Origin of the sequence: Bacillus sp. FSL K6-1560, assembly GCF_038592935.1 — a bacterium.
Lineage (GTDB): Bacteria > Bacillota > Bacilli > Bacillales > Bacillaceae > Bacillus > Bacillus subtilis.
This window is the reverse complement of the sequence record NZ_CP151946.1, coordinates 3,823,755-3,844,403: the sequence shown is the minus strand read 5'-3', so window position 1 is coordinate 3,844,403 and position 20,649 is coordinate 3,823,755. Positions and strand designations below refer to the sequence as shown.

Here is a 20,649-nt window from a genome sequence, read left to right as displayed (position 1 = left end):
GTCACTGTAAAAAATGAAGGACCACTAGAAAAGTGATCCGGTCTTTTGATCAATATACGAGATAAACATGTTCTCCTTCGATCAGCGTTTCATATGTTTTGACGCATCCGTGGTCAGGTTCTTGGACGATTCCGTCTTCTAAGGAAATTTTCCAGTCGTGCATCGGGCAGAAAACATATTGACCGCTGACGATGCCTTCTGCCAGGACGCCGCCTTTATGCGGACAGCGGTTTTCGATGGCGCGGATGCTTCCGTCTGAAAGCTTGAAAACCGCGAGCTCCTTATCTTCAATATACACTGTTTTGCCTAATTGTTCAGGCAATTCTTCAATTTTTCCGATACATACTTTTGTTACGTCTTTGTTTACCATGCCCATTCCTCCTCAATGATTGTTTTTGTCATTATGATGTGGTCACGACATTTTCAAATAATTCTTTCGAGGTTTGTTTATCCTCTAAAAAGTCTTTCCACGGATCCTTGTGGACAGAGAGTGTTTCATTCATTCGGTCGTTCAGCTCCTGCCGCTTTTCCGGATCGTTTAACACGGATTGGACATGGGATAAACCGACGCGCTCAAGCCATGCGGACGTACGCTCCAGATAGTTTGCGGTTTCCCTGTAATATTGCAGGTAAGCGCCTGCGTATTCTAAGACTTCTTCATTTGTTTTCACCTTCATCAGCAAATCGCCGGCACGCAAGTGGGTTCCGCCGTTTCCGCCGACATAAAGCTCCCAGCCTCCGTCGATGCCGACAACGCCAAGGTCCTTAATGCCGGATTCCGCACAGTTTCGCGGGCATGCAGACACGGCCATTTTGACTTTGTGCGGCGTGTTTAGCCCTTCGAATTTTTTCTCAAGCGCAATGCCCAGTGCCATGGAGTCTTGTGTGCCGAAGCGGCAGAATTGCTCGCCTACACAAGTTTTCACTGTGCGGAGCGTTTTTCCGTACGCGTAGCCCGACGGCATATCAAGATCTTCCCATACCTTCGGAAGGTCTTCTTTTTTCACGCCGATAAGATCAATTCGCTGGCCGCCTGTCATTTTCACGAGCGGGATCTCATATTTGTCAACGACATCGGCGATCTTGCGCAAATCTGTGGAGTTGGTCACGCCGCCGTACATCCGAGGAACGACTGAGTATGTTCCGTCTTTTTGAATATTGGCGTGCATTCGTTCATTAACAAAGCGGGATGTCCGGTCATCCTCGTATTTGGTTGGATTGATCATGCCTAAGTAGTAGTTCAGAGCGGGCCGGCATTTGGAACAGCCTTCTGGCGTTTTCCAGCCGAGCACATTCATGACTTCTCTTGTATGTGACAGCCCTTTGGCTTTGATTTCTTCTACGACTTCATCTCTCGACAATGTGGTGCAGCCGCAAATGGATTCTTTTTGCGCTGACGCATCAAAGTCTGATCCGAGCGTATGCTGGAGGATTTCTTCTACGAGTGGCTTACAGCCTCCGCATGAGCGGGATGCGCCGGTGCATGCTTTGATCTCGTCCGTTGACGAGCAGCCCTTTTCCTGTATGGCTTGAATAATCGCACCTTTTGACACGCCGTTACAGCCGCAGATGATTTCATCGTCGCTCATCGCTGCGGTTATGCTTGTGCCTGCTTGTTGGTCGAGAGGCTGTAAGATTGATATTTTTGAGGTTTCAGAGATATCGGCTTCTTTTTGAATCATAGAAAACAGGCGGTTGCCTTCGCTGCTGTCGCCGAATAAAACAGCACCGACTATTTGATTGCCTCTCAGGACGATTTTTTTATAGATGCCGTCCTGCTCATCGAAGACTTTAATCGCTTTTTTCTCCTCTGATTCGTTAAAGTCACCGGCAGAGAAAACCTCGACGCCTGATACCTTTAACTGTGTGGAGAGAACGGAGCCCTCATACGGTTTTGTTTCGATGCCGCAAATATGCTTCGCCAGCACTTTTGCCTGTTCATAGAGCGGTGCCACAAGCCCGTAGGCGATTCCTCGGTGCTCGGCACATTCGCCGACCGCGTAAATGTGCGGGATTTCAGTCTGCATATAATCGTTGACGATGATGCCGCGGTTAACCGGAATGCCGCTCTCGGCGCCGAGTGTTGTATTCGGACGGATGCCGACAGCCATGACGACTAAATCAGCTTCAATGCTTGTGCCATCTTTGAAGCGAAGGCCTTCGACACGGTCATCACCGACAATTTCTTCTGTTTGCTTTTCAAGTAAAAAGGTCATACCTTGTTTTTCTAACTCGTTTTGCAGCAGGCGTCCTGCCGTTGCATCAAGCTGGCGCTCCATCAGGAATGGGGCAAGGTGGATGACGGACACGTCCATGCCAAGATTCAGCAGTCCGCGAGCTGCTTCCAAACCAAGAAGTCCTCCGCCGATGACGGCAGCTTTTTTATATTGTTTTGACGCGGCGAGCATTGTGTCTGTATCTTTTATGTCCCGGAAAGCTGTGACGCCTTTTTTGTCTGCGCCCGGAATCGGAAGGATAAAAGGGACCGAGCCTGTCGCCAAGATCAATTCATCGTAAGGCTGGATTCTGTCTGCATCTGTGATGACTGTTTTGTTTTCCGGGTCCACTTTGATGACTGTTTCATTTGTATACAATTGAATGTTGTTTTCTTCGTACCAGTCCCAATCGTTTAACGTAATATCTTTAATATCTGTATCGCCTTGAAGCACTTTTGACAAAAGGATTCGGTTGTAATTGGGATGCGGTTCGGCACCAAAAATTGTGATCTGAAACTCGTCTTTAGCAACACTCAGTATCTCTTCAATGGCCCTTACCCCGGCCATTCCATTACCAACAAGAACTAGCTTTTTTTTTCCCATCAGATGATCCGCTCCTTATCAATGTTTTTTCCAGCGTAGCACAGCAAAAAGGAATATTTAAGATACATGTTATAAAATGTAACAAAATATACGAAAAGTTCTAAAAATTTTATGAAAAATTTAAATAGGTCTGATTCGGACGGCGCATACCTTAAAACCGGGCATTTTACAGGCTGGATCTAAGGCTTCTCCGATTAAATCATTCACATTTTGAGCGTCTGCCCAATGGATGGGAACAAAAACAGTATCTTTTCTGATTTGTTCTGATAATTTGCTGCGGACGGTGATGCTTCCCCGCGGCGATTCTATTTTTATCAGTACACGGTCCTCGATATTGTAGGTCGCTGCTGTTTGCGGATGGATTTCCATAAACGATTCAAAATGTCTCGCGGCAAGGGCGGCGCTTTTTCTTGTTTGGACGCCTGTTAAGTAGTGAGACATGACTCTGCCTGTCGTTAAATAAAGCGGATAATCGGCTGTCGGCTTCTCTTTTGGAACAGGTGGTTCGTTTGGAATCACACTTAATGCCGCTTTTTGATCCGGATGAGCAAATGATTCTGTAAACAAGCGCCCAGTTCCGGAATGATCAGATTCCGGACACGGCCAATGAATGCCGCCTTCACGTCTGAGCCTGCCGTATGAGATGCCTGAATAATCGGCAATCCCGCCTCGGCTCGCTTCTCTCAATTCATTAAAAATATCCTCCGCTGACGTATAAGAAAAGTAGCGGCCCTTGCCGAGAGCGGATGCGAGATCACAAATGATCTGCCAATCATGCTTTGCTTCGCCGGGGCATGGCCGGCTTGCTTCTCTTAATGTCACGCGTCCTTCTACATTTGTCATGGTGCCTTCATCTTCTAAGTAAGAGGAGGCAGGTAAAATCACATCTGCGTATTTCGCAGTCTCAGAAATAAACAAATCGATTGCAACAAAGAATGTCAGTTTACGTAAAGCCTTTTTCACGAGATTCGCATTTGGGCTGGAGACAGCAGGATTGGAGCACATGAGGAACAATCCTTTGATGTCGCCGTCGTTGATTTTTTCCATCATTTCATAGGCTGAGACACCTTTTCGCGGCAGATCATCCTGATGGATTCCCCACACTTTCGCAACATGTGCCCGGTGTTGTTCGTTTTCAATAGATCGATAGCCCGGAAGCTGATCGGCTTTTTGGCCATGCTCTCTTGCACCTTGCCCGTTGCCTTGTCCGGTGATCGCCCCGTAACCTGAGTAAGGCTTGCCGATTTTTCCTGTGATCAGCACCATGTTTAAGAAGCCTTTCACAGCCGCTGTGCCATCGGTTTGCTGTTCAATCCCGCGGGCTGTAAACAGCATGCCGGACGTTTCCTTGGCAAACTTTACAGCCGCTTTTCTTATATCCACCAGCGGGACACTCGTCTGTTCGGCGATGTCATTCAGGTTCAACGAGTCAGTATGCTGCTTCAGCTCCTCGAATCCATTTGTTCGTGATTGAATAAAATCTTCGTTTGCGAGCTGTTCGTCGATGATGATTTTGACGAGACCGTTGGCAAGAGCGGCGTCTGTGCCGGGTTTGATTTTCAAATGAAGATCGGCGATTTTTGTTGTCGCTGTTTCACGCGGATCAATGGCAATGATGTAAGCTCCGTTTTCTTTCGCTTTTTCAAAATATGGCATAATCGTAGGCTGGCACTCCGCGATATTGGTGCCGGCCAGAATGATCACACGGGTGTGGGGAATGTCTGATAAGGGATTCGTTAAGCCTCTGTCCGCGCCGAATGTTTGGTTGGCTGCGGTTGCTGCGGCGGACATACAAAGCCTCCCGTTGTAGTCGATGTATTTTGTCTGTAAGCCCACCCGTGCGAATTTCCCTAACAAATACGCCTCTTCATTTGTAATCGAGGCGCTTCCGTATACCGCCATAGCGTCATGGCCGTGTTCTGCTTGGATCATTGTCACTTGGTCTTTAATGTAATTCAGTGCTTCTTCCCAGGAAACAGGCATAAACTCGCCGTTTTTCTTCAGCAGCGGCCGGGTGATGCGGGAGGAGTTCAGGGCATGCTGGTGGGCGTTCATGCCCTTCATGCATAGCCGACCCTGTGTTGTAGGATTATCAATCCCGATCGCAGTGTACTTTTTGCGCGTGACGATGGTTTGTTCCACGAGCTGCATTTTGCACTGCATGCTGCAAAACGGGCATTGAGTGTCATATGTTTTTTCTGATTGGACGTCTTGCTGTTTATCACGGAAATATCTAAGCAGTCGTTCAGTCAAAATGCCTCATCCTTTCTTATATGCACCCGTCTCAACAGTCGGGTTTTGAATCAGTGACAGATCTGTTTGGAGGCTTTCCAGCAGCTGTGCCCTTAGGTCTTCTTCGAATAGCACTTCTCTGATATGAACGATCCCGAGACGGTCTATCCACTGATGAACAGCTTCTAAGTAATGAGCCGTTTCCCGATAATACTGGATCAGTCCTTTGATCATGCCGGCAGTGCTGTCTTCGTTCTCAGTCACGCAAAACAGGGCTCCTGAACGGGCATGAGTTCCCCGGACGCCTCCGATGTAAATGTCCCAGCCAGCTTGTGTCCGAATTGCGCCGACATCTTGCAGGGCGGCATCGGTGCAGTCTGTTTCACATGATAAGCTGATAGAAATGGGAGCGGGTAAGGGAAGCATCTCAAGTTGTCTTTCGATTTGGGCTGCCAGCTGCTGAATCGATCGATTTTGCCCGCATGTACATGCTTTGATGCTTTGCAGCGCGTGTCGGTGTTCATTAGTGTAAACGGGCATCTTCAGGTCTTTTTTTATGTTCGGGAGATCCGCAGGCTTGATCCCGGCAAGCTTCAGCCTTTGGCCGTGAGTGATGGATACGTCGGGAATGCTGTATGCCTCAATGATGTTGGCGATGGTTCTTAGCTGCTCCGCGTTTGTCCGCCCGCCGTACATTTGCGGAATCAGGATGCATGTCTCTTCAGTGGCTGGCTCAGGCTGGACAAACCCGGGGTACAGCATTTCCAGATAGTATTGAATCGCAGGAACACAAGTACTGCATCCTTTTTTTGTTCTCCAGTCAAGCTGGTTCATCACTTCTGCCGGATTAGTGAATGGCCTGCGCTGAAGCTCAGCGATGATGTCGTCTTCTGTAAAATCAGTACAGCTGCAAAACGAAGGTGTGCCGGCGGGCTTCGTATATTCGCTGTTGGTCATGTGCCTCAAAAGGTCTTCAACGAGCGGTTTGCATCCTCCGCAGGACCCAGTGGCTTTGGTGCAGTGCTTGACTTCCTCAACAGTTGTTAAGCTATTCGTGTGCACCGCGTCTTCAATCGCGCCTTTCGTCACTGTGTTGCATTGGCAAATCGTTTCACTGGAAGGCATGGATTCAAATAAAGGGCCGCTTGTCTCCGGTTCGATGATCTGCTTTTTGACAATGGAGATGTCTCGTTGTTTAAGCAGGCTGTCGAGAAGCCGCTGCTTGTCACGGGTGTCTCCGAATAAAATAACGCCGGCCAGTTTGTCATCTACAAAAAGCGCTTTTTTATAAACGCCTGCTTGTTCGTCGTAGATTTTGATGCTCGTCGTGCGTTCATCCTCTTGGATCTTTCCTGCTGACCACACATCGATTCCAGCTATTTTTAACGCCGCAGATGGTGCTGAGCCTTGATATTCCTCACATGGAACGCCGCAAATATGACTGGCGAGAGCTCTTCCCTGCTCATAAAGCGGTGCCACCAATCCGTACACCGTTCTGTTATGTTCGGCGCATTCACCAACGGCGTAGATATTCGGTTCGCTTGTCTGCATGAAGTCATTCACGATGATCCCGCGGTTCACTTTGATTCCAGCGGATACAGCTAATTCAATATTCGGTCTGACGCCGGCCGCCATCACAATCAAGTCTGCTTTTAATGAAGAGCCATCTTTAAAATGGATTCGGTCTGCCTTGGTGGCGCCGGAAATGGAGACGGTGTCTTTCTCCAAAAGAAAGGTTAGGCCTTTTTGTTCCAGCTCTGTTTGCAGCAGCCGCGCCGCTGTTTGATCGAGCTGTTTTTGCATAATGCCGGCGGAGTGGTGAATGACGCTGACATCCATACCGAGATGCTGTAAACCGACTGCAGCTTCCAGTCCTAATAAGCCGGCTCCGATTACCGCAGCCTTTTGAAAGTGCTGAGCCATCTTCATCAGCGCTTGGCAGTCTTCTATTGTCCGAAATCCATAGACGCCTTTTTTGTCTGCCCCGGGGATAGGGAGAATATGAGGGGAGGAACCTGTTGCCACTATTAATTTGTCATACGACAGAGTGCGTTTCCGATCTGTGATGACCTGCTGCTGATCTGTATCAATCTGAATAACCGTTTCGCCTGTGTAAAGCGTGATCCCGTGCTTGTCGTACCAATCCTTGCTGTTCAGTGTAATATCATCGAGTGACGCTTCACCCTGCAATACAGAGGATAAGAGAATGCGATTGTAATTGGGATGCGGCTCGCTTCCGAAAATGACAATCTCAAACATGTGGCGATTCAGCTTTAATACTTCTTCAATACAGCGGATTCCGGCCATGCCGTTTCCCGCTAACACCAATCTTTGTTTCTTCATGTATCAGACCTCCTTTGGCGAAGCTCGTAAGTTTTCTCCTATTAAAAATTATGTCACAATGCACTGTTAACGCATTAAACGTGTCACAAAAACTTACACATGTCTTTTCCAGAAAATAATGGTCCTATATCCTTGATTCAGAAAATGTAAAATAATGAGGGTCTAGAAAGGGGAATCTTATGAAGCTGTCGGAACTGAAAACTAGCGGTCATCCACTCACTTTGCTCTGTTCCTTTTTATACTTTGATGTCAGTTTTATGATATGGGTTATGCTTGGGGCGCTGGGTGTTTATATTTCTCAGGATTTTGGCCTGTCTCCTTTTGAGAAAGGGCTTGTCGTAGCTGTGCCGATTTTATCTGGATCAGTGTTTCGTATCATTCTTGGTATTTTAACGGACAGAATCGGACCGAAAAAAACGGCAGTGATCGGGATGCTGGTGACGATGATTCCGCTGCTTTGGGGGACATTCGGCGGCCGTTCCCTGACTGAGCTGTATGCCATCGGGATTCTGCTTGGCGTGGCGGGAGCAAGCTTTGCTGTAGCGCTGCCTATGGCCAGCCGCTGGTATCCGCCTCATTTGCAGGGACTTGCGATGGGGATTGCCGGAGCGGGGAACAGCGGCACGTTGTTTGCAACCCTGTTTGGCCCTCGTCTGGCAGAGCAGTTCGGCTGGCACATTGTCATGGGAATTGCGCTTATTCCATTATTGATCGTCTTTATTCTTTTTGTATCCATGGCAAAGGATTCTCCTGCACAGCCGGCTCCGCAGCCGCTCAAAAGCTATCTGCATGTGTTCGGGCAAAAGGAAACATGGTTTTTCTGCCTGCTGTACAGCGTCACATTTGGCGGATTTGTCGGGCTCTCAAGCTTTTTATCTATTTTCTTTGTTGATCAATACCAGCTGTCAAAAATTCACGCAGGGGACTTCGTTACATTATGTGTGGCGGCGGGGAGCTTTTTCCGGCCTGTCGGGGGCTTGATTTCGGATCGTGTCGGCGGCACGAAAGTTCTTTCTGTACTGTTTGTCATCGTGGCACTGTGTATGGCCGGAGTCAGCAGCCTGCCATCTCTTTCAATGGTTATTGTTCTATTGTTTGTCGGAATGATGGGGCTCGGAATGGGTAACGGCGCAGTATTCCAGCTCGTGCCGCAGCGTTTTCGCAAAGAAATTGGCATGGTGACGGGAATCGTCGGTGCGGCCGGAGGAATCGGAGGGTTTTTCCTGCCGAACATCTTAGGATCTCTCAAACAGATGACAGGCACATATGCTATCGGTTTTATCACGTTTTCCTGTATCGCGCTGCTGGCGTTTGCACTTGTCCTTGCCGCAGGCTATTACTGGCGGAAAAGCTGGAGCGCGGAAAGCAGCCCGGCGGATGTTTAGGATTTTGACGGACACGCATTTGTGCGTGTCTTTTTTATTTTCTCTTGATTTCCAACAGTGAACCGATCAAAATAAATAGTAATTATTACGATTTGTTAGTGAGAGGAGTTTTCTGAATGAATCAACATACGCTGCTCCCGAAAAAAACGGAGCGTCTTCAATACTTTGGATCGGTCAGTCCGATCAAAGGCGAGAAACCAGTGGAAAAAGAGAAAATGAAGGACCTGCAAAATATCAGGAAGGATTATTTTTTTGACATTCAGCATGTAGGTGTCGCTAATGTGTCCCATCCAGTCACAATCACTTCTGCCATGATGCCTGCCGAGCAAACAACGGCTGCGAACTTTACAATGACTTGTAATTTGCCGAGAAATCAGAAGGGGATTAATATGAGCCGGTTAACAGAGCTGCTGCAAGTCTATCATCAAAACGGCTGGGTTCTCTCATTTTCCTCTCTTCAGCAATTTACGAAAGAGCTTGCAGAAAACATGGACATATCATCTGCCACAGTTGAAGTGAGGTTTCCGTGGTTTTTCGAACGGAAAAGCCCGAAGCTTGAGAAAGCGGGTTTGATGCATGCTGATATATTCATGTCTGTCACCTATCGCAAAGATCAGCCGTTTAAACAGCGTGCCGGCATCTCAGCAAAAGTAACGACTCTGTGCCCTTGCTCCAAGGAAATCAGCGAATACAGTGCCCATAATCAGAGGGGAACGGTCAGCATTTGGGCGGATATTCATCCGGCCGCATCGCTGCCAAGTGATGTTAAAGCTGATTTGCTTCACGCCGCAGAATCAAATGCTTCTGCGAGACTGTATCCGGTATTGAAGCGGCCTGATGAAAAAGCCGTGACAGAAACGGCCTATGAAAATCCGAGGTTTGTTGAGGATCTCGCCCGGCTGATTGCTGCAGATTTGTTTGAGCTTGAATGGGTGTCTGCCTTTGAGATTGAATGCCGCAATGAAGAATCGATCCATCTCCACGATGCCTATGCGAAGCTGTGTTTTTCGAAGGAAGTGGATAAAATATGAAACTCTCATTATTCATTATTGCAGTTCTTATGCCAGCCAGCCTGCTGTCAGCCTGCTCCGACCATGCAGAAGAACACGCAAGTATCAATACAAAGAAAACGGTCAAAAACATAACGGACGTTCGAAAAACAGCAAAAACAAGCATTGATTGGACAAAGCCTTCGGGCGGAGAATACCCGGATATTAAACAGAAGCATGTCTGGATTGATGTGAATGTGAAAGAGCAGAAGGCTTACATCAAGGAAGGAAGCAACACCATCTATACAATGATGATCTCTTCTGGTCTTGATCAAACAAAAGATGATGCTACGCCAAAGGGCACCTTTTATGTAGAGCCTGAACGGGGAGAATGGTTTTTCTCCGAAGGATACCAGGAAGGCGCAGAATACTGGGTATCAGGGAAAAATCACGGTGAATTTCTATTTCATAGTGTGCCAATGACTAAGGATCAAAAAGTCATCAAAACGGAAGCAGAAAAACTAGGAACGAAAGCATCTCACGGATGTATCAGGCTGACCATTCCAGATGCGAAATGGGTATATGAAAATATCCCTGAACATACAAAAGTGGTGATCAGCTGAATTGAAAACCGTTGACAAAAAGGAAAAAAGACCATACAATTTAAATCGTAACAATTACGTTTTGTGATAAAGGGCTTATCATTGGCTGTATCTGTGAAAAGCGGAAAGGCTAAGGATCTTGCTGTCATTGATCCCCATGAAGCGTCTCTTGAAAACTGGAAACGAAACCCAAGCTACTTTCTGATGAGATATTTGCGCTTTCCATCGGTTCAGCAACGCAAGTGAGCAATTGCTTTATGCAAGCTGCGGTTTTCCGAATGTCGGCAAGGATTTGCGATGGGGAAAAGGATTAAACGCGGTTGGAGCCTTTACTGATTTAGAAATCGGGCGGCAGCGAGAAATAAGCGCGAATAGCTGCTCTACACCATTGTACATACGGCGAAGTATTCAATTTAAATCGTAATCATTCTATTTTAATGGAGGCACTATTATGAAAAAAATTCCGGTTACCGTACTGAGCGGTTATCTAGGTGCGGGAAAAACAACATTGCTGAACAGCATTCTGCAAAATCGCGAAGGCTTGAAAATAGCGGTTATCGTAAACGATATGAGCGAGGTGAACATTGACGCGGGCTTGGTCAAGCAGGAAGGGGGTCTTTCCAGAACAGATGAAAAGCTTGTGGAAATGTCAAACGGCTGCATTTGCTGCACGCTTCGCGAAGACTTATTAATTGAAGTTGAGAAGCTGGCAAAAGACGGACGGTTTGATTATATCGTCATCGAATCAACAGGAATCAGCGAACCGATCCCGGTGGCCCAGACTTTCTCTTATATCGATGAAGAGATGGGAATCGATCTTACAAAATTTTGTCAGCTGGATACGATGGTGACAGTGGTTGATGCCAACCGTTTTTGGCATGATTATCAGTCAGGTGAAAGCCTTCTGGACCGCAAAGAAGCATTGGGGGAAGAGGATGGAAGAGAAATCGCCGACCTCTTGATCGATCAAATTGAGTTTTGCGATGTACTGATCTTAAATAAATGTGATTTGGTCAGCGAGCAAGAGCTCGAACAGCTTGAAAACGTTCTTCGTAAACTGCAGCCAAGAGCCAGGTTCATTCGTTCCGTCAAAGGAAATGTAAAACCGCAGGAGATTTTGCATACAGGGTTATTTAACTTCGAGGAAGCGAGCGGATCGGCCGGCTGGATTCAAGAGCTGACGGCAGGCCATGCGGAACACACCCCGGAAACAGAAGAATACGGTATCTCTTCATTTGTATATAAGAGACGTTTGCCGTTTCATTCTACACGATTTTACCGTTGGTTGGATCAAATGCCAAAGAACGTGGTACGTGCCAAAGGAATCGTCTGGTGCGCATCTCATAACAACCTTGCTTTGCTGATGTCGCAAGCAGGTCCGTCGGTTACGATTGAGCCTGTATCTTATTGGGTGGCGGCGCTGCCGAAGCTTGAGCAGGAGCAAGTCAAACAGCAGGAGCCGGAAATCCTGGAGGAGTGGGACCCGGAGTTCGGTGACCGCCTAACGCAGCTAGTTTTTATCGGAACTGACCTGGATGAAGAAGCGATTACGAAAGAGCTTGATCAATGCCTGCTGACTGAATATGAATTTGATTCCGACTGGTCGCTGTTTGAGGACCCGTTTAAATGGAAGCTGAATCAATAGAAAAAAAGCCGTCCCATGGGGAACGGCTTTTTTTAATGAAACGTTTGTTTAAACATAATGAGCATATTTTTTCTCAAGGATATTCTGAAAGACCGCGGCAATGGAGCAGATGGCCCAATAAATGAGAGCGGTCAGAATATACATGGTCATATAATCAAACTCTCTGCCCCCGATGATTTTCGCATGCTGGAGCAATTCCGGCACTGTAATCATCGCAGCGAGAGAGGACGCCTTGATTAAGTCGAGCAATACATTGGCAAGCGGAGGCAGCGCAATACGTATCGATTGCGGCAAAATGATGCCCCTCATCGTCTGCCAATAGGAAAGACCCAGCGAGGATGCGGCTTCCCACTGTCCTTTTTCGACGGATGAAATGGCTGAACGGTTAATTTCCGCAATGTAGGCGGCGCTGTTTAGGCTAAAGCCGATTAAAGCAGCCGTGACAGCGGAAAATTCAATGCCGATATAAGGAAACCCGAAATAAAGGATAAACAAAATCACCAAAATCGGAACGCCCCGCATAAATGAGATATAGAGCTTCGCCGGCCATCTTAACAAAGCAAGCTTTGACATTCTGGCGAGTGATATGAACAGGCCGATCACAGTTCCCGCAAACATGCTTACAAAAGAGATGAGCAGTGTATACCCAATGCCTTTTATGACATAAGGGAACGATTCAATAGCCAGCTTCGTGTTGAAAATATATTCCCATTGAATGCTATTGATCATGGCGTCCGATTACAAATCAACGTCCTGAACGTCGGCATCAATTTTTTTTGATACATCTGCTTTATTGAAGAATTGTTTCGACAGTTTAGTCAAAGAGCCATCCTTGCTCATCTCTTTCAATGTTTCGTTCATCTTTTTCTGAAGTGCCGCATTGCTTTTTTTCATGACAAGGGCCTGTTTGTTCGGCATGTACTTGATGTCAGGATGAATTGTAATGTTGAGATCCGGGAATGCCGCGAGCGCAAGTGTCTGCAGGTAATAGTCGTTTAAAATGACGTCAGTGCGTCCGTTGGCAACATCTTTTAAATATTGCTCATTCGTCGCATTATCATAAATCACTTCTTTGGCGCCGTATTTTCTCGCGACCTCCATGTAGACGGTTGTAGCCGCGCCAGCCGCTTTCTTCCCTTTTAAATCCTTAAGCGTTTTAATCCCTGATAAATCGTCTTTTCGGACAATTGCCGTACCGTATGAATATTTATATGGAGTAGAAAATGCGAACTTCTTCTCGCGGTCCTTCGTCACATCGATGTCATTCGCGGCTGCGTCAACCTGTCCGCTGTTCACCGCTGTCAGCATCCCGTCAATGCCCATCTCCTTGAACTCAACCTTCAGTCCCAGGCGTTTTGCCGCTTCACGAACGACTTCAACCTCGTAGCCCGTCAGCTTATCGGAGCCAGAGTCGGTATCATGATAAGAAGTGGGATAAAGCGTACCTGATGTAGCGACTACGATTTTCCCTTTGTCCTTGATTTGCTCCCAGCCTGTATCCTTGGAATCGGCTTCATTTTTGCCGGAACAGGCTGCCAATATAAGAAAGAAAGCCATTGTGAAACTGAATATAACGGCTTTGGAATGCATGAATGATTTCACCTATAGTTCCCCCAATCTGTTAATCAACTAAAAAGATAGCATTGAACATAAGGGGTTGCAATATGTTGATGACGTTTTCAAAAAGTTCGAATTGTGTATACAAAAAGCATAGGTGGGTGTTTAAAAGCGTCTATGAAGGGAAGAGGTGATGAAAAAAGGAGTTGTCCAAGGATGAATGCCAGACGTACCAAGGAAACACATGTGGACGTGATGGATGCAGAAGATCAGTTATTCCTCTATGCCAATACCGTAAGAAATGGTCAAGAAGCATGAAACCGATTAAATTTAAGTCTTGCTGATGCCCCTAAGGCATATGATATATTCGATGAGAAAAAAATGGAAACATTTAAACCATAATGGGGAGTCAAATGAATATTTACAAACCAGCCTGATTTTGGATCAGACTTGGAGCTGCATTGTTAGACTACATTATAGTCTCCGTGCCGCTTTTGCTGATCTATTGGCTGATTACAGGAAAAGACCCAAACGACAGCATGTTCATAAGTTTAGTTGTTCTGCTGTACTCTATTTTGCTGCCGGTGTTTTGGCGCGGCTACCTTATCGGAAAAAGAATCTGCGGAATCTGAATCGTAAAAAAAGACGGATCACAAGTCAGCTTGTTAACAATGTTTTTACGGGTTATTGTAGCCGGCCTGGTTTACGTTATAACCTTCGGACTCGGCTTGATCGCCAGCCTGATTCTGATTGCCGTACGAGAAGACAAACGGACCCTGCATGATTTAATCGCGGGAACGTATGTCACTTATGCGACGCCAGGTGAAGAAGAACTTAATGCTGACGAAGAGATTAGAAAGAGCGAATAATGGTTCGCTCTTTTTATTTTTATGCATAAAAAATACAAGGCAGCAAAACATATGAAAAATAGATTGGAGGAATAAACTGGATGAAACGAATAACCATCAACATCATCACAATGTTCATTGCAGCGGCTGTCATTTCTCTGACCGGTACAGCTGAGGCCGTTGAAAAACAGCAGCAGCCTCCCGCAAATGTTACACTGACAGATCAGCAAAAGAAAGAGATTGAACAACTGGAAGCAGAGATTCTTAAAAAGCGCAAAGACGTGATCTCAAAGTATGTACAATATGGTGTCCTGCCTAAAGAAAGAGGAGAACACATCAAAAATCACTTGGACAAACACTTTGAAATGATGAAACAAAACGGCTTTGTTCCAAAGCACCATCCTCATCCGCATAAATTTGAAAAAAGACATTAAGATTTTAAGCATCCAATGGGAATTGGGTGCTTTTGCGTTATTTACAGGTAGGCAATATTAGTTGAGCTGTTCCGCGACTAACATCGAGTTGATCTGAAACGCGTTTCATAGCCTATGATAGGTTTATCAAATAATTCAGGAGTGATAAACACTATGATCCACCAGCATCCAGAATCTTTTCCGAAACATTTTTTGTGGGGCTCTGCTTCTGCAGCGTACCAGATTGAAGGCGCTTGGAATGAAGATGGCAAAGGCCCTTCTGTTTGGGATGTGTTTACGAAAATACCGGGCAAAACGTTTAAAGGAACCAATGGCGACATTGCGGTTGACCATTATCACCGATTTAAAGAAGATGTCGCTCTGATGGCTGAGATGGGGTTAAAAGCGTATCGATTTTCCGTCAGCTGGCCACGGGTTTTTCCAAAAGGAAAAGGAGAGATCAATGAAGCAGGTCTAGCGTTTTACGATAGACTGATTGATGAATTGCTTTCTCATCACATCGAGCCGGTTCTGACTTTATATCACTGGGATTTGCCTCAAGCGCTTATGGACGAATACGGCGGGTTTGAATCCAGAAACATCATAGAGGATTTTAATCACTACTGTATTACTCTTTATAAACGTTTTGGAGACAGGGTGAAATATTGGGTTACGTTAAACGAACAGAACTACAATTTTAATCACGGATTTATTACAGCCATGCATCCGCCTGGAGTGAAAGACAGAAAACGATTTTACGAAGCAAACCATATTGCGTTTCTGGCTAATGCAAAAGCCATCGAATCATTTAGAGAATATGTGCCTGAAGGCAAAATAGGTCCTAGCTTTGCTTATTCTCCGGCTTACCCTTTATCAAGCCATCCAGAGGATATACTGGCATTTGAAAACGCCGAAGAATTTACGAACAATTGGTGGCTTGACATGTATTGCTGGGGAACCTACCCGCAAATTCCATTCCGCTACTTGGAAAAACAGGGATGGGCGCCGACAATTGAAGCAGAGGATATGGACCTGCTCGCCAAAGGGAAGCCTGATTTTGTAGGTGTCAATTATTATCAGACGATCACCTATGAACGAAATCCGCTTGATGGTGTGTCAGAAGGGAAAATGAATACGACAGGCCAAAAGGGAACCAATCAGGAGACGGGGATACCCGGAGTGTTCAAAACGAAAAAAAATCCGCATCTGACAACGAGCAACTGGGATTGGACAATTGACCCAATTGGGCTGCGTATCGGTCTTCGCCGAATTACAAGCCGCTATCAGCTTCCAGTGTTTATAACAGAGAACGGTTTGGGTGAATTTGATAAAGTTGAGGACGGCACTGTACAGGATGATTATCGAATTGATTATTTGCGTTCGCATCTTGAGCAATGCAGACAAGCCATCAGTGACGGTGTCGATTTAATCGGCTATTGCAGCTGGTCGTTTACTGATCTGTTAAGCTGGCTGAACGGCTACCAAAAAAGATACGGATTTGTATATGTCAATCGTGATGAAGAAAGCACATCCGATTTAAAACGCTTGAAGAAAAAAAGCTTTTATTGGTATCAAGATGTCATCAAGACAAACGGAGAAAGTTTATAAAGAGTCCCTGAGAGTTATTCTCTCAGGGGTTTTTCATTACACAGAAACAGCATCAATAATATAAGTGTCGGCGTGCAAATCTGACATTTCAGCCGGCACAGTCCAGCATGTCAATTGATAGTCTCCTTTAGGCAGATCAAAGGACAGTCTTTTAGACATGATGCTTTCAATATGAATTCCGTTTTCTGTGACATGAAAAGGAACAGTCACTTTTTTTTCGTAGGAGTTTACTGTTTCTGAACTGTTCAGGCGCAAAAGAATAAAGGCCTTTGTATTTCGCTGTGCCTCAAAGGAAATGGCTCCGTCTGCCGCAGCATATCCTTTTTCAATCGCTTCGTCAGTCCAATCCATTACAGGAGGTGTAGAATCCTTTTGAAATACAGTAAATTGATGATATGAAATCGAAAGTTCTTGCGGCTTCCATGATTTGATCAATGTGCTGTTCCTCCTCTATGTACTGTTTACTGAATTGTGAATAAAACCTTTGTGCCATCTGGGTAATCGGTAAGCTGATGCCCGACCCAAGAGCCTGCTCCGCGGTTGTCAGCGGGAGAAATGTATTCTACAGAAGCTCCCTCACCGCCTTCTTTGCACATGGCCATTGGCCATTCATCTCTGTCATACCCCTTTTTGGAAGGTACGTCCTTTAATGATTGCTCGCGGCGTTCCTCAGCTCCGTCTCTGTCGATAGTGCACACCTCTGAGTGCCCCTCATTTATCGCATCCTTAATATGCTTGGCCGTTTCGGGATAACGGTCAGAAGGGAAGGCGATTGTTTCATCATATTCTTTCGTTTGAGACGTTTTTTGATCAGCTGAGAAAAAGTCTCCTTTTATCAGGCCGACAGCTGCAGCTGCTATGATGACGATGACGAGAAGTATTGTTTTTATGATGTCCGTCGTGATGTTCACCTCCCGCTTTTAAAACTGACACAAGAGTAATCCAGAAAGCATTTGGTGTAAAGGTTTAAATTTTATGTTTTACGCTCAGTTTATTGCAGAAATCGTAATTTTAGCAGATCGAAATATTTGTTTTCAGCAAAATACGATTGCCAATTTACAATAATGATAGTAAGTCATCAGCCGTTTTCGGCTTGATTAATCATTTTAAATTGGCTTATGATACCGGTAAGTTCCTCAGCTAATTGAGAAAGTGTTTCAGAAGCTGCGGTAATCTCCTCCATTGCAGCAAATTGCTCCTCTGTTAATGCAGCCGCTTGCCGGGTATTTTTAGTAGATTCTTTAATGTCGGCCGTATTGGCTGCAAAGGAATCATTTATTTGATGTGCACTGGCTGAAATGTTTGTTACAGATGCTGATAAATCACTAATCTCGGCGCTGATTTCACCTGTTGCAGCTGCAATTTCCTTAAATGCATCTCTGGTGCGCTGGATCATGGTGACTCCTTCTGCAGCTTCTGTTTTCACATGCTCAACAGATCTTGCAGACCGGTTCATATCCTTTTGTATTTCTATGATCAGTTTTGAAATCTGCCCTGCAGATTGTTGAGACTCTTCTGCTAATTTCCGTACTTCATCAGCAACAACAGCAAAGCCTTTTCCTTGTTCACCGGCTCTGGCAGCTTCAATCGCTGCATTCAGCGCAAGCAGGTTTGTCTGATCGGCAATTTGGGTGATGACCGATAAAATTTGCTCAATTTGTTTAGAGCGGCCGTCTAACTGGTGTATGATTTCTCCGCTTTTCTGAATTGACTGGTGAATCGCATCCATTTGCGCCTGTACATTTGCAATTTCCTTTTGTCCAATGTCTGCTTTTGATTGCGCGAGCTGCCCTTTGTCAGCGATAGCGGCAGTATTTGCAGAAATATCCCGGATGTCTGCTGAAGCTTGTTTTAATGAGCTTTCACTGTTTTCAATTCGGGTGATCTGATCTTGGGCTCCATTTGCAATCTGCTGTACAGCTTCTGTGATTTTTTCTGAAGCTTGATTTGTTTCCTCTGCTCCGGCTGAGAGCTGCTGAGAGGCTGACGCAAGCTGAAGGGCTGATTGTTGTACGGTTTGTATGGTATCGTTCAGCTTCATTCTCATCTTATTATAATAGACGCTTAGTTCTGAAAGCTCGTCACCGGTTTTGTCTGACACCTCTATTGTCATATCTCCGTTTCCGGCACTTTCAAAGGCGCTTTTTAAAGCGTTCAGCCGCTTGTTGATTTTTCTGGTGAAAACCAAAACAAGGATGACTGATACTATAATGACGATAACAAGAACGATAGCGAATTGAGTGAAAAGTGATTGTGTAAGTGATGCTAAAATACTTTGATTAGCTCCGGTATACAGCATGCCGATGATGTTCCCATTTTGATCTTTTAACGGCATGTATGCAGTCTGATAAGAAGAACCTGCTACATCTGCTTGTCCGTAAAAACGCTTTCCTTTCTTTAAAACAGCGGCGATAACTTCAGAAGAAGCCTGGGTGCCGACAGCTCTTTCGCCATTCTTCATGACATTGGTTGCAACACGAGTATCGCCTTGGAAAATGGTAATGGTATCACCTGTTTTTTCACCAAGCAGATCAACAATATCTTCATTTCCATTGATTTGTGTTTGCCCTTTATAGAGCTTATTGTTTTTCACCTGCCAGTCGCCTGACATGACATCATCAATATAAGTGCTGCTTAAAGCGAGATCACCTTTCGCTTTTTCAGTTGCCATTTGTTTCATGCTTTCTGTAATTTCTTTAAGCATCACAGTGCCAACTGACGCCGAAAACAAAAGAATCACCACGAAAACGAGGCAAAGAATTTTAGTTCCTAGCTTCATCTTAAATCGTTTTATCAACATAATTCCTCCCTTTATATAGGTCATATTACTTATCGGGTTTTTGGGTTTAAAGTTTTATTTTTAAAAAATAAAACCGGCCTGATTTTCAGGCCGGTTGTGTGATGCTATTCAAGGTTTGCGTGGTGAGTGAACATAGTTTCAGAATCGAGTGCTTTTTTCTCCATGAGTTTTAAAATCACTGCATCATAGAAGAGCAGCAAAGTTTGTTCAAATAATGTTCCCATTGGCTGAATGGTTTTATAGCTTCCGTTTGACTGGTCTTTAGGAGAACCAGGCATTCTGATGATGAGGTCCGCTTGTTTTCCGATGCTTGATTCCGGATTGATGGTTAAAGCGGCAACAATTCCGTGTAAGCTTTTTGCTTTTGCTGCGGTATGAATCAAGCTCTTTGTCTCGCCTGATCCTGAGCCGATAATAACTAGATCTCCTTCGGCGAGCGGCGGAGTGAGAATCTCACCTACTATATGGGCGTTGAAGCCCATGTGCATCAATCTCATCGCGAAGGATTTTGCCATCAGGCCAGACCGCCCCGCACCCGCAGTGAAAATTTGGTGGGATGAAAGAATGTGATCGGCAAGCTGGTCAGCCTCTTCATTAGAAATATAAGCTGCTGAACGGTGTAACTCATTGAGAATTTCCGCTACGTATTCAGTCGTTTTCATCGGAGTTATCCTTGGGCAATCAGCTGCTTCATTTTTGAAGCTGTTTCCGCCTTATCAGCTGCGCTTGTAATTCCGCCCCCGACAATGACAAGGTCAGGCTTTTGCTGGATCACTTCTGGCAGTGTATCAAGTTTGATGCCGCCCGCGATTGCGGTTTTTGCGTTTTTTACGGTGTTTTTGATTGTCGTTAATTCTTCGAAAGAGTTCTTGCCCTCTGCTTGAAGATCATAGCCAGTGTGGACGCAGATGTAGTCAACACCTAGTGCGTCAATTTCTTGCGCACGGGACTCGATATCTTTCACGTTAATCATGTCCACTAAGATTTTCTTCTTTTGTTTTTTGGCTTCTTCTACTGCGCCTTTAATCGTTGCATCGTCTGTAGCCCCTAAAACGGTGATGATGTCAGCGCCTGCTTCCGACGCTTTCATAATTTCGTAGCCTCCGGCATCCATGATTTTCAGGTCTGCAAGAACCTTCAATTGAGGAAATGCTTCTTTTATTTCTTTAACGGCTCTTAGGCCTTCATTAATGACGACCGGTGTTCCGATTTCAACTACGTCGATGTATTGTTCTACCTCTTTGACAAGCTCAATGGCTTCTGGAATGTTGACGAGGTCTAATGCAAGCTGTAATTCCATTGTTGATCCACTCCCTTTTTCGAATTATTGTTCATTCTATAGGTTCCCTCTTTTGTTGAGAAGTAGGCACTTTGAAGTCAACAAGTTACTTGGAGGATACTGTGAGGA

Annotated in this window: 19 protein-coding genes and 2 pseudogenes; 10 read left to right on the top strand and 11 right to left on the bottom strand. The window is 45.5% G+C overall.

Annotated elements, in window-relative coordinates:
• Window positions 1-49: 49 nt before the first annotated feature.
• The 4 genes from nirD to nasB all read right to left on the bottom strand — a co-directional run bounded on the left by nirD (window position 50) and on the right by nasB (window position 7,394).
• Window positions 50-370, bottom strand: coding sequence for a nitrite reductase small subunit NirD (gene nirD, locus NYE22_RS20380; protein WP_003246252.1), 321 nt, complete (start codon window positions 368-370; stop codon window positions 50-52).
• A 31-nt stretch (window positions 371-401) separates the two neighbouring features.
• The gene (nasD, locus tag NYE22_RS20375; protein ID WP_161986469.1) at window positions 402-2,819 is read right to left on the bottom strand and encodes an NADPH-nitrite reductase; all 2,418 of its coding nucleotides are present in this window, start codon (window positions 2,817-2,819) and stop codon (window positions 402-404) included.
• Window positions 2,820-2,939: 120 nt separating this feature from the next.
• On the bottom strand, window positions 2,940-5,072 hold the full coding sequence (gene nasC, locus NYE22_RS20370; protein ID WP_161986468.1) for an assimilatory nitrate reductase catalytic subunit: 2,133 nt from the start codon (window positions 5,070-5,072) through the stop codon (window positions 2,940-2,942).
• A gap of 6 nt (window positions 5,073-5,078) precedes the next feature.
• Window positions 5,079-7,394: an assimilatory nitrate reductase electron transfer subunit NasB gene (nasB, locus tag NYE22_RS20365; protein ID WP_342412095.1), complete on the bottom strand. Its 2,316-nt coding sequence runs from the start codon at window positions 7,392-7,394 to the stop codon at window positions 5,079-5,081.
• Window positions 7,395-7,573: 179 nt separating this feature from the next.
• Between nasB and NYE22_RS20360 the strand changes: the two genes are divergently transcribed.
• The 6 genes from NYE22_RS20360 to zinU all read left to right on the top strand — a co-directional run bounded on the left by NYE22_RS20360 (window position 7,574) and on the right by zinU (window position 12,015).
• On the top strand, window positions 7,574-8,779 hold the full coding sequence (locus tag NYE22_RS20360) for a nitrate/nitrite transporter (protein WP_015252853.1): 1,206 nt from the start codon (window positions 7,574-7,576) through the stop codon (window positions 8,777-8,779).
• A gap of 116 nt (window positions 8,780-8,895) precedes the next feature.
• Window positions 8,896-9,810: a GTP cyclohydrolase FolE2 gene (gene folE2, locus NYE22_RS20355; protein WP_163136467.1), complete on the top strand. Its 915-nt coding sequence runs from the start codon at window positions 8,896-8,898 to the stop codon at window positions 9,808-9,810.
• Window positions 9,807-10,391, top strand: a complete 585-nt coding sequence (locus NYE22_RS20350) for a L,D-transpeptidase (protein WP_342412094.1) — start codon at window positions 9,807-9,809, stop codon at window positions 10,389-10,391. Before folE2 ends, NYE22_RS20350 begins: the two co-directional genes overlap by 4 nt.
• 81 nt (window positions 10,392-10,472) lie before the next feature.
• Window positions 10,473-10,616, top strand: coding sequence for a hypothetical protein (locus NYE22_RS20345; RefSeq protein WP_342412093.1), 144 nt, complete (start codon window positions 10,473-10,475; stop codon window positions 10,614-10,616).
• Window positions 10,617-10,620: 4 nt separating this feature from the next.
• Window positions 10,621-10,794, top strand: coding sequence for a hypothetical protein (locus NYE22_RS20340; protein WP_249849597.1), 174 nt, complete (start codon window positions 10,621-10,623; stop codon window positions 10,792-10,794).
• A 27-nt stretch (window positions 10,795-10,821) separates the two neighbouring features.
• On the top strand, window positions 10,822-12,015 hold the full coding sequence (gene zinU / locus NYE22_RS20335; protein ID WP_032724904.1) for a zinc metallochaperone ZinU: 1,194 nt from the start codon (window positions 10,822-10,824) through the stop codon (window positions 12,013-12,015).
• Window positions 12,016-12,063: 48 nt separating this feature from the next.
• On the opposite strand, the gene NYE22_RS20330 is transcribed toward zinU, so the two are convergent.
• Window positions 12,064-12,744 carry an amino acid ABC transporter permease gene (locus NYE22_RS20330; protein ID WP_003234624.1) on the bottom strand — a complete coding sequence of 227 codons (681 nt, stop codon included), beginning with the start codon at window positions 12,742-12,744 and terminating at the stop codon, window positions 12,064-12,066.
• Window positions 12,745-12,753: 9 nt separating this feature from the next.
• On the bottom strand, window positions 12,754-13,617 hold the full coding sequence (locus NYE22_RS20325) for a transporter substrate-binding domain-containing protein (protein WP_072173917.1): 864 nt from the start codon (window positions 13,615-13,617) through the stop codon (window positions 12,754-12,756).
• A 161-nt stretch (window positions 13,618-13,778) separates the two neighbouring features.
• Here NYE22_RS20325 and NYE22_RS20320 point away from each other — a divergent pair.
• The 4 genes and pseudogenes from NYE22_RS20320 to bglC all read left to right on the top strand — a co-directional run bounded on the left by NYE22_RS20320 (window position 13,779) and on the right by bglC (window position 16,441).
• Window positions 13,779-13,974 (top strand): annotated as a pseudogene (locus tag NYE22_RS20320) (hypothetical protein).
• A 41-nt stretch (window positions 13,975-14,015) separates the two neighbouring features.
• Window positions 14,016-14,441: pseudogene (locus NYE22_RS20315) on the top strand (RDD family protein).
• A gap of 80 nt (window positions 14,442-14,521) precedes the next feature.
• A complete protein-coding gene (locus tag NYE22_RS20310) occupies window positions 14,522-14,854 on the top strand; it encodes a YckD family protein (RefSeq protein ID WP_032724908.1) in 333 nt (110 codons plus the stop codon).
• Window positions 14,855-15,007: 153 nt separating this feature from the next.
• Window positions 15,008-16,441: a 6-phospho-beta-glucosidase gene (gene bglC, locus NYE22_RS20305; protein ID WP_021481825.1), complete on the top strand. Its 1,434-nt coding sequence runs from the start codon at window positions 15,008-15,010 to the stop codon at window positions 16,439-16,441.
• 36 nt (window positions 16,442-16,477) lie between these two features.
• On the opposite strand, the gene nin is transcribed toward bglC, so the two are convergent.
• The 5 genes from nin to hxlA all read right to left on the bottom strand — a co-directional run bounded on the left by nin (window position 16,478) and on the right by hxlA (window position 20,541).
• The gene (nin, locus tag NYE22_RS20300; protein WP_021481824.1) at window positions 16,478-16,876 is read right to left on the bottom strand and encodes a DNA-entry nuclease inhibitor; all 399 of its coding nucleotides are present in this window, start codon (window positions 16,874-16,876) and stop codon (window positions 16,478-16,480) included.
• Window positions 16,877-16,902: 26 nt separating this feature from the next.
• Window positions 16,903-17,352 (bottom strand): DNA-entry nuclease, encoded by a 450-nt coding sequence (gene nucA, locus NYE22_RS20295; RefSeq protein WP_014475770.1) that lies wholly within the window; start codon window positions 17,350-17,352, stop codon window positions 16,903-16,905.
• 167 nt (window positions 17,353-17,519) lie between these two features.
• Complete coding sequence (tlpC, locus tag NYE22_RS20290; RefSeq protein ID WP_021481821.1) at window positions 17,520-19,241, bottom strand: methyl-accepting chemotaxis protein TlpC; 1,722 nt, start codon at window positions 19,239-19,241, stop codon at window positions 17,520-17,522.
• A gap of 104 nt (window positions 19,242-19,345) precedes the next feature.
• Window positions 19,346-19,903 carry a 6-phospho-3-hexuloisomerase gene (gene hxlB, locus NYE22_RS20285; protein WP_041850679.1) on the bottom strand — a complete coding sequence of 186 codons (558 nt, stop codon included), beginning with the start codon at window positions 19,901-19,903 and terminating at the stop codon, window positions 19,346-19,348.
• A gap of 5 nt (window positions 19,904-19,908) precedes the next feature.
• Window positions 19,909-20,541 (bottom strand): 3-hexulose-6-phosphate synthase, encoded by a 633-nt coding sequence (gene hxlA, locus NYE22_RS20280; RefSeq protein ID WP_021481819.1) that lies wholly within the window; start codon window positions 20,539-20,541, stop codon window positions 19,909-19,911.
• Between the last annotated feature and the right edge of the window lie 108 nt (window positions 20,542-20,649).